At 64.8% G+C, this 7167-nt stretch carries 10 protein-coding genes; 9 read left to right on the plus strand and 1 reads right to left on the minus strand.

Annotated features, from left to right (window positions below; translation table 11 throughout):
- Window positions 1–258 precede the first annotated feature (258 nt).
- Window positions 259–1173 (plus strand): tyrosine recombinase XerC, encoded by a 915-nt coding sequence (gene xerC, locus ACF8O8_RS11540; RefSeq protein ID WP_004576552.1) that lies wholly within the window; start codon window positions 259–261, stop codon window positions 1171–1173.
- Between the two features lie 238 nt (window positions 1174–1411).
- On the opposite strand, the gene ACF8O8_RS11545 is transcribed toward xerC, so the two are convergent.
- Complete coding sequence (locus ACF8O8_RS11545) at window positions 1412–1564, minus strand: hypothetical protein (RefSeq protein ID WP_392509723.1); 153 nt, start codon at window positions 1562–1564, stop codon at window positions 1412–1414.
- Between ACF8O8_RS11545 and ACF8O8_RS11550 the strand changes: the two genes are divergently transcribed.
- Genes ACF8O8_RS11550 through ureG form a run of 8 tightly spaced genes read left to right on the plus strand, consistent with a single transcriptional unit; the run spans window position 1514 to window position 7019 of the window.
- Window positions 1514–2284, plus strand: coding sequence for an urease accessory protein UreD (locus ACF8O8_RS11550; protein ID WP_392509722.1), 771 nt, complete (start codon window positions 1514–1516; stop codon window positions 2282–2284). The genes ACF8O8_RS11545 and ACF8O8_RS11550 overlap by 51 nt on opposite strands.
- Window positions 2285–2293: 9 nt before the next feature.
- Window positions 2294–2596 (plus strand): urease subunit gamma, encoded by a 303-nt coding sequence (locus ACF8O8_RS11555; RefSeq protein ID WP_003253929.1) that lies wholly within the window; start codon window positions 2294–2296, stop codon window positions 2594–2596.
- Between the two features lie 19 nt (window positions 2597–2615).
- A complete protein-coding gene (locus ACF8O8_RS11560; RefSeq protein WP_010953752.1) occupies window positions 2616–2933 on the plus strand; it encodes an urease subunit beta in 318 nt (105 codons plus the stop codon).
- Complete coding sequence (gene ureC, locus ACF8O8_RS11565; RefSeq protein WP_014591285.1) at window positions 2930–4633, plus strand: urease subunit alpha; 1704 nt, start codon at window positions 2930–2932, stop codon at window positions 4631–4633. Before ACF8O8_RS11560 ends, ureC begins: the two co-directional genes overlap by 4 nt.
- 9 nt (window positions 4634–4642) lie before the next feature.
- Window positions 4643–5146, plus strand: coding sequence for an urease accessory protein UreE (gene ureE / locus ACF8O8_RS11570; RefSeq protein WP_003253926.1), 504 nt, complete (start codon window positions 4643–4645; stop codon window positions 5144–5146).
- An 18-nt stretch (window positions 5147–5164) separates the two neighbouring features.
- Window positions 5165–5710, plus strand: a complete 546-nt coding sequence (locus ACF8O8_RS11575; protein ID WP_003253925.1) for a HupE/UreJ family protein — start codon at window positions 5165–5167, stop codon at window positions 5708–5710.
- Complete coding sequence (locus tag ACF8O8_RS11580) at window positions 5710–6384, plus strand: urease accessory protein UreF (protein ID WP_004576555.1); 675 nt, start codon at window positions 5710–5712, stop codon at window positions 6382–6384. Before ACF8O8_RS11575 ends, ACF8O8_RS11580 begins: the two co-directional genes overlap by 1 nt.
- Before the next feature lie 11 nt (window positions 6385–6395).
- Window positions 6396–7019 carry an urease accessory protein UreG gene (ureG, locus tag ACF8O8_RS11585; RefSeq protein WP_010953755.1) on the plus strand — a complete coding sequence of 208 codons (624 nt, stop codon included), beginning with the start codon at window positions 6396–6398 and terminating at the stop codon, window positions 7017–7019.
- Window positions 7020–7167: the final 148 nt, after the last annotated feature.

Here is a 7167-nt window from a genome sequence, read left to right on the forward strand (position 1 = left end):
CTTGGCTGTATTAACCGGGCATTTCGTCTGCCCGGGGCTGCGGCAGGGTCGGCAGGTTCGTTCAATAAGCTGCAATTGGGGTAAGATCACGATCCGTGCCAGTCGCAAAGCCCTTGAATATCAAGGTGATGGCACTTCTCAGGGTCCGAATGACACGCGCGTATTGCGGTCATTCAGACTGGCTTGTATGTCGTTTTGACTTGCTTCAGGGTTTGCCTGGTTCAGTGCCGGCTGACGCTTCGCTACAGGATTCACGTTTTGTCCGACCTCTCGAAAAATCCGCTGCTGCAGTACATGGCCCGTCTGGCCCCATCCAGCCAGCAAACCATGCGCTACATTCTTCAGGACGCCGCCGACCGGCTAGGTTTTGTCGACTGCAACATTGTCGATGTGCCTTGGCATCGGCTCGAGCCGGGCCATGTGATTGCACTGGTGGCTGCCCTGCGTGCCGACGGCTACGCGCCCAACAGCTCGTCGCTGTACGTCAACGCGATTCGCGGGGTGATGAACGAGGCCTGGCGTCAGGGCCTGATCGACCACGAGCAGCTGTTGCGTATTCGCGAGGTCAAGCCCGCCACGGGCAGCCGCCTGCCGCCAGGGCGCAACCTGCGCCGCAGCCTGATCCGCGAGCTGATGGATGTGTGCGCCGCCGACCCGCGGCCACAGGGGGTACGTGATGCTGCGATCATTGCCTTGCTGTACGGCACCGGCATGCGCAAGTCGGAGTCGGTCGACATCGACCTCGACCAGGTCGACTTCGAGGCGCGCAGCCTGCAGGTAGTGGGCAAGGGCAACCACCAGCTGGTCAAGTACGCACCGCCGTGGGCGTTCGAGAAGCTGCAGGCCTGGCTTGAACTGCGCCGCCAGGACCTGCCTGCCGGGGCGGAAGATGACCCGTTCCTGTTCAACCGCATCCGTCGCGGCAACCACATTACCCGGGCACGCATTACCAAGCATGCGATCTACTACATTGCCCGCCAGCGCGGCGCGCAGGTGGGGGTGAAGATCATGCCGCACGATTTTCGCCGGGCATTCATTACCCGGGTGATCGAAGAGCACGACCTGTCGATTGCGCAGAAGCTGGCGCACCATGCCAATATCCAGACCACGGCCATCTATGACCGGCGTGATGACAACGAGCGTCGGCGTGCCGTGGACCGCTTCGATTACTGAGGCTTGATATTGTGGGGCTCAACGCAGCCCCATTTTCACGTATGCCGGCACCGAAACAGGGCCGATACACGCCCCTGCTTTGTGCGCCATTGCCCCGCATGCCCGATGCCAGAGCGGGCACTGCACAGGTTTCATCATCGTTCACCTGCGAAGTTGGCCCGCAACCTGCTATATCCAGCCTGCGAATTTGATCGAGTGGTCAGGCCGAGCGCGCTAGCAGGCGCCCGCGCCGGACCCTCTAAACGGCCAGCAGGCCACGGATTTCAGGGGCCGCAGGATGTCGCTCGCGGAGCAGATCGAACAACAGCAAGACGATGCGGGCTGGAGTGCTCACCTGCAGTTGCGCTTTGTCCAGCGTGGCGGCGTGACCCGCCTTGGTGCGTGGAAGCATTTCGGACCTCTTTTGGTGCAGCGGCCTTTCTATCCTGAAGGTGCGCCGTGCCATGTCTATGTCCTGCACCCGCCAGGCGGTATCGTCGCCGGCGACCGCCTGGAACTGGACATTCACCTGGAGCCGGGTAGCCACGCGCTGCTGACCATGCCCGGCGCCAGCAAGTTCTACCGAAGCATTGGCCCGACCGCGCGGTTGACCCAACGCTTCCACATGGCCGCGGGCAGCACCCTGGAGTGGCTGCCGCAGGACAGCATCTTCTTCTCCGGCGCCCGCGCCAGCCTCGCCAGCCGTTTTACCCTCGAGCCGGGCGCCCGCCTGCTGGCCTGGGAAACCCTGTGCCTGGGCCGTCCGGTCATGCACGAGCGTTTCGACCACGGCGCCCTCGACAGCCTTTTGCACATCGAACTGCCTGACGAGGTTGGCCTGCATGAGCGCCTGCGTCTCGAAGGCGGGCACCTGGGCAAGCTGGGTGGGCACCCGCTACTCGCCACCTTCTGCGCCGCACCTGCCAATCAGGCCGTGCTGGAGCAGGTTCGCCCGCTACTCGATGAACTGGGCAACCCGGCCGGTGCGACCCTGCTCGGGTCGTTGCTGGTGATCCGGGTGCTCGACCATGACAACCAACACCTGCAACGCACCCTGCAACGCCTGTGGCATGTGCTGCGCCCGGCCATCCTCGGCCTGCCAGCCTGCCCACCGCGTATCTGGGCTACCTGAGAGAGCACCATGGAGCTTACCCCGAGAGAGAAAGACAAACTGCTGCTGTTCACTGCCGCGCTGCTGGCGGAGCGGCGGCTGGCCCGTGGCCTGAAGCTCAACTACCCGGAGGCCGTGGCGCTGATCAGTGCCGCGGTGCTCGAAGGCGCCCGCGATGGCCGCACAGTCGCCGAACTGATGAGCCTGGGGCGTGAAGTGCTGACCCGTGAGCAGGTGATGCCCGGTATCGCTGAAATGCTTCACGACGTGCAGGTCGAGGCGACCTTCCCGGATGGCACCAAGTTGGTGACCGTGCATGACCCCATCGTCTGAAACCGCCAAGGAGCGTCGCATGATCCCAGGTGAAATCCAGGTCGCCGCGGGCGACATCGAGTTGAACAGTGGCCGGGAAACGGTCAGCGTCAGTGTGGCCAACCATGGCGACCGGCCGGTGCAGGTCGGCTCGCACTACCACTTCTATGAAGTCAACGACGCGCTGGTGTTCGACCGGGCGCCCACCCTGGGCTTTCGCCTGGACATCCCGGCCGGCACTGCCGTGCGCTTCGAGCCGGGTCAGGCGCGTACCGTGCAACTGGTGGCTTACGCCGGCAAGCGTGAGGTCTATGGTTTTCAGGGCAAGGTGATGGGCGCGCTGGAGGGCAGGGCATGAGCCGTATTTCCCGTCAGGCCTATGCCGACATGTTCGGGCCCACTGTTGGCGACCGCGTGCGCCTGGCCGACACTGCGCTATGGGTGGAGGTCGAGAAAGACTTCACGATCTACGGCGAGGAGGTGAAGTTCGGCGGCGGCAAGGTCATTCGCGATGGCATGGGGCAGGGCCAGATGCTGGCGGCCGAGGCGATGGACCTGGTGTTGACCAATGCGCTGATCATCGACCACTGGGGCATCGTCAAGGCCGACATCGGCATCAAGCATGGACGCATCGCGGTGATCGGCAAGGCCGGCAACCCCGATGTGCAGCCGGGCGTGAACGTACCGGTCGGACCAGGGACCGAGGTGATCGCGGCCGAGGGCAAGATCGTCACCGCCGGTGGTGTCGATTCGCATATCCACTTCATTTGCCCACAGCAGGTGGACGAGGCATTGAACAGCGGTGTCACCACGTTCATCGGCGGTGGAACCGGGCCGGCCACTGGCACCAATGCCACCACCTGCACGCCCGGCCCCTGGTACCTTGCGCGCATGTTGCAGGCTGCCGACAGCTTGCCGATCAACATCGGGCTGCTGGGCAAGGGCAATGCCTCGCGGCCGGACGCGCTGCGCGAGCAGATTGCCGCAGGCGCTGTCGGGCTCAAGCTGCATGAAGACTGGGGCTCTACGCCAGCAGCCATCGACTGTTGCCTGGGCGTGGCCGAGGAAATGGATATCCAGGTGGCGATTCACACCGACACCCTCAACGAGTCGGGCTGTATCGAAGACACGTTGGCGGCCATCGGCGACCGCACCATTCACACCTTCCATACCGAAGGTGCCGGTGGCGGCCATGCCCCGGACATCATCCGTGCGGCGGGGCAGGCCAACGTGCTGCCATCCTCGACCAACCCGACCCTGCCTTACACGATCAACACCGTGGACGAGCACCTGGACATGCTCATGGTCTGTCACCACCTGGACCCGAGCATCGCCGAGGACGTGGCCTTCGCCGAGTCACGCATTCGCCGCGAAACCATCGCTGCCGAGGACATCCTCCACGACATGGGCGCCTTTGCCATGACCTCGTCCGACTCCCAGGCCATGGGCCGGGTTGGCGAGGTGGTGCTGCGCACCTGGCAGGTGGCGCACCAGATGAAGCTGCGTCGCGGGCCGCTGGCACCGGACACCCCGTACAGCGACAACTTCCGGGTCAAGCGCTACATCGCCAAGTACACCATCAACCCGGCACTCACCCATGGCATCGGTCACGAAGTGGGCTCGGTGGAGGTCGGCAAGCTGGCCGACCTGGTGCTGTGGTCGCCAGCGTTCTTTGCGGTCAAGCCGGCCCTGGTGCTCAAGGGCGGGATGATCGTCACCGCGCCCATGGGCGACATCAACGGCTCCATACCCACCCCCCAGCCGGTGCACTATCGGCCGATGTTCGGCGCGCTGGGTGCGGCGCGGCATGCCACACGCATGACATTCCTGCCCCAGGCGGCAATGGACCGCGGGCTGGCCGAGGAGCTGAACCTGCGCAGCCTGATTGGCGTGGTCAACGGTTGCCGGCGGGTACGCAAGCCGGACATGGTCCACAACACCCTGCAGCCGCTGATCGAAGTCGATGCGCAGACCTATCAGGTGCGTGCCGATGGCGAACTGCTGGTCTGCGAACCGGCCAGCGAACTGCCGCTGGCCCAGCGCTATTTCCTGTTCTGAGGAGCACAAATGATTGTCTTGAGCCGCCGTATATCCGAACCCGGTACGCGGGTTGTCAGTGGCACTGTCACCCTTGACGTGGACAGCCGTATCAAGAGCCGCCTGCGAGTAACCCTGGACGATGGCCGCGAAGCCGGGCTGATGCTGGAGCGCGGCCACCTGCTGCGCGGAGGTGAACTGCTGGCCGATGCCGAGGGCACCCAGCTGATCCGCGTGCTGGCTGCGCCCGAGGCGGTGTCGACGGTGCGCTGTGCCGATCCACACCTGTTGGCACGCGCCGCCTACCACCTGGGTAACCGCCATGTGCCGCTGCAGATCGAACCCGGGCTGTTGCGCTTCCAGCACGACCATGTGCTGGACGACATGCTGCGGGGGCTGGGCCTGACGGTAGAGGCGGAACAGGCCCCGTTCGAGCCTGAAGCGGGCGCTTACCAAAGTGCACCGCATGGCCACAGCCACAGTCATGCCCATGGCCACGATCACCCGTTCGTACGCCTGCCTGCCCATTCCTGAACTGCCCTGGAGCAACCGATGAAAAAGACTTTCGCCTTGTTTCTGTTGATGCTGGCACTGCCAGCCTTTGCCCATCCGGGCCATGACAGCAACCCGCTGCAGGACGGCCTGCTGCACCCGCTGACCGGGCTCGATCACCTGCTGATGCTGCTGGGTACCGGCGTGCTCGCCGCGTTGACCCGTCGCAACCTGACATTGCCCCTGGCTACCCTGGCGGCCATGTTCGGTGGTGCCGTGTGCGGTCACCTGTTCGGCGATGTGCTGGGCATGGAAACCCTGATTGCCGTGTCGCTGCTGGTGGCTGCCGGGGCGGTGCTGCTGCCGAGCCGCCAGTCGCTGCTGGCCATGGCCATGCCTGTGTTCGCCTTGTTCCATGGTTGGGCACATGGCGTAGAAGCCACGCCGAGCGCGTTCTGGCAATTCAGCGCGGGGTTTGTCGTGGTCAGCGGCTTGCTGCTGGCGGCGGGCTTTGCAGTCGGTTGCCTGCTGCGCCGCCACAGCGGCCTGCAGAAGGCCTTTGGCGGTGGCCTGTTGGCCGGCGCCGCGCTGGTACTGGCCGGTTGATGAACAGCGACCTGGCGCTGCTGCGCCTGCTGCAGTTGGCCAGCCCCGGCTTGCCGGTGGGTGGTTTTACCTATTCGCAAGGCCTGGAGTGGGCGGTCGAGGCCGGCTGGGTTCGGGGCGTGGACAGTTTTGCCGGCTGGCAGCGTGAGCAGGTTCACGACACATTGGCCTGCCTCGACTGGCCGGTGCTGGCGCGTCTGTACCACGCCTGCCAGGCTGAAGACGCCGAAGCGTTCGGCCACTGGAGTCGGTTCTTGCTGGCCAACCGCGAAACCGCCGAGCTGCGCCTGGAAGAACAGCAGCGCGGCGCAGCGCTGGCGCGGTTGCTCGACGGCTGGCAACTGGGCCAGGCACCGGCCTGGCGCGCCAGCCTTGAGCTGACTCAGTTGGGCGGTATGGCCTGGCTGGCTGCACACTGGGCCATCCCGCTGCGCCAGCTGGCATTGGGCCATGGCTTTGCCTGGCTGGAGGGCGCGGTCATGGCCGGGGTCAAGCTGGTGCCGTTCGGCCAGCAGGCTGCCCAGACCTTGCTGCGCGACCTTGGCGCCGACTTGCCCGCTGCACTGGACCAGGCGCTAGCCCTGGGCGATGACCAGCTCGGCGGCGGCCTGCCGCTGCTGGCCATCGCTTCATCGCGTCACGAAACCCAATACACCCGTTTGTTCCGTTCCTGAGGACTGCCTGCATGCAAAGCTATCAACAACCCCTGCGCGTCGGTGTCGGCGGCCCGGTCGGCTCTGGCAAGACCGCACTGCTGGAAGCGCTGTGCAAGGCCATGCGCGATCACTACCAGATCGCCGTGGTTACCAACGACATCTACACCAAGGAAGACCAGCGCATCCTCACTGAGGCCGGCGCCCTTGAGCCGGAGCGCATCGTTGGCGTTGAAACCGGCGGCTGCCCGCACACGGCCATCCGTGAAGACGCCTCGATGAACCTGGCGGCGGTCGAAGCGCTGGCGCGCAAGTTCGGTAATCTTGAAGTCATTTTCGTGGAAAGCGGCGGTGACAACCTCAGCGCCACGTTCAGCCCGGAGCTGGCTGACTTGACCATTTACGTGATCGACGTGGCCGAGGGCGAAAAGATCCCGCGCAAGGGCGGCCCAGGCATTACCAAGTCTGATTTCCTGGTGATCAACAAGACCGACCTGGCGCCTTATGTAGGGGCGTCACTGGAGGTGATGGAGCGCGACACCCAGCGCATGCGGCCGCAGCGGCCCTGGACCTTCAGCAACCTGAAGAAGGGCGAGGGGTTGCAGGCCGTGATCGATTTTATCGTCGAGCGCGGGATGCTGGGGGTGCGAGGCTGACAGATCGAGGACTCTGTGCGGGCATGTCCGCACAGAGACCAACGCGGTGGATGGCACCGGCTCTGCCGGTGTTCGCGGGTTTACCCGCGAATACGGTAGCGGCCGCAACAATGAACGGCGGGTGGAAATTGGCTAGCAGGGCCTGCCT

The sequence above is a fragment of the Pseudomonas sp. TYF_14 genome (assembly GCF_043105275.1).
Taxonomy (GTDB): Bacteria; Pseudomonadota; Gammaproteobacteria; order Pseudomonadales; family Pseudomonadaceae; genus Aquipseudomonas; species Aquipseudomonas alloputida.

Bases quoted from the DNA above. Each gene is read 5' to 3' on its own strand.
- ureC (WP_014591285.1), top strand. From the start codon at position 2,930: ATGAGCCGTATTTCCCGTCAGGCCTATGCCGACATGTTCGGGCCCACT.
- ACF8O8_RS11545 (WP_392509723.1), bottom strand. From the start codon at position 1,564: ATGCTTCCACGCACCAAGGCGGGTCACGCCGCCACGCTGGACAAAGCG.
- ACF8O8_RS11575 (WP_003253925.1), top strand. From the start codon at position 5,165: ATGAAAAAGACTTTCGCCTTGTTTCTGTTGATGCTGGCACTGCCAGCC.
- ACF8O8_RS11560 (WP_010953752.1), top strand. From the start codon at position 2,616: ATGATCCCAGGTGAAATCCAGGTCGCCGCGGGCGACATCGAGTTGAAC.
- ureG (WP_010953755.1), top strand. From the start codon at position 6,396: ATGCAAAGCTATCAACAACCCCTGCGCGTCGGTGTCGGCGGCCCGGTC.
- ureE (WP_003253926.1), top strand. From the start codon at position 4,643: ATGATTGTCTTGAGCCGCCGTATATCCGAACCCGGTACGCGGGTTGTC.
- ACF8O8_RS11580 (WP_004576555.1), top strand. From the start codon at position 5,710: ATGAACAGCGACCTGGCGCTGCTGCGCCTGCTGCAGTTGGCCAGCCCC.
- ACF8O8_RS11555 (WP_003253929.1), top strand. From the start codon at position 2,294: ATGGAGCTTACCCCGAGAGAGAAAGACAAACTGCTGCTGTTCACTGCC.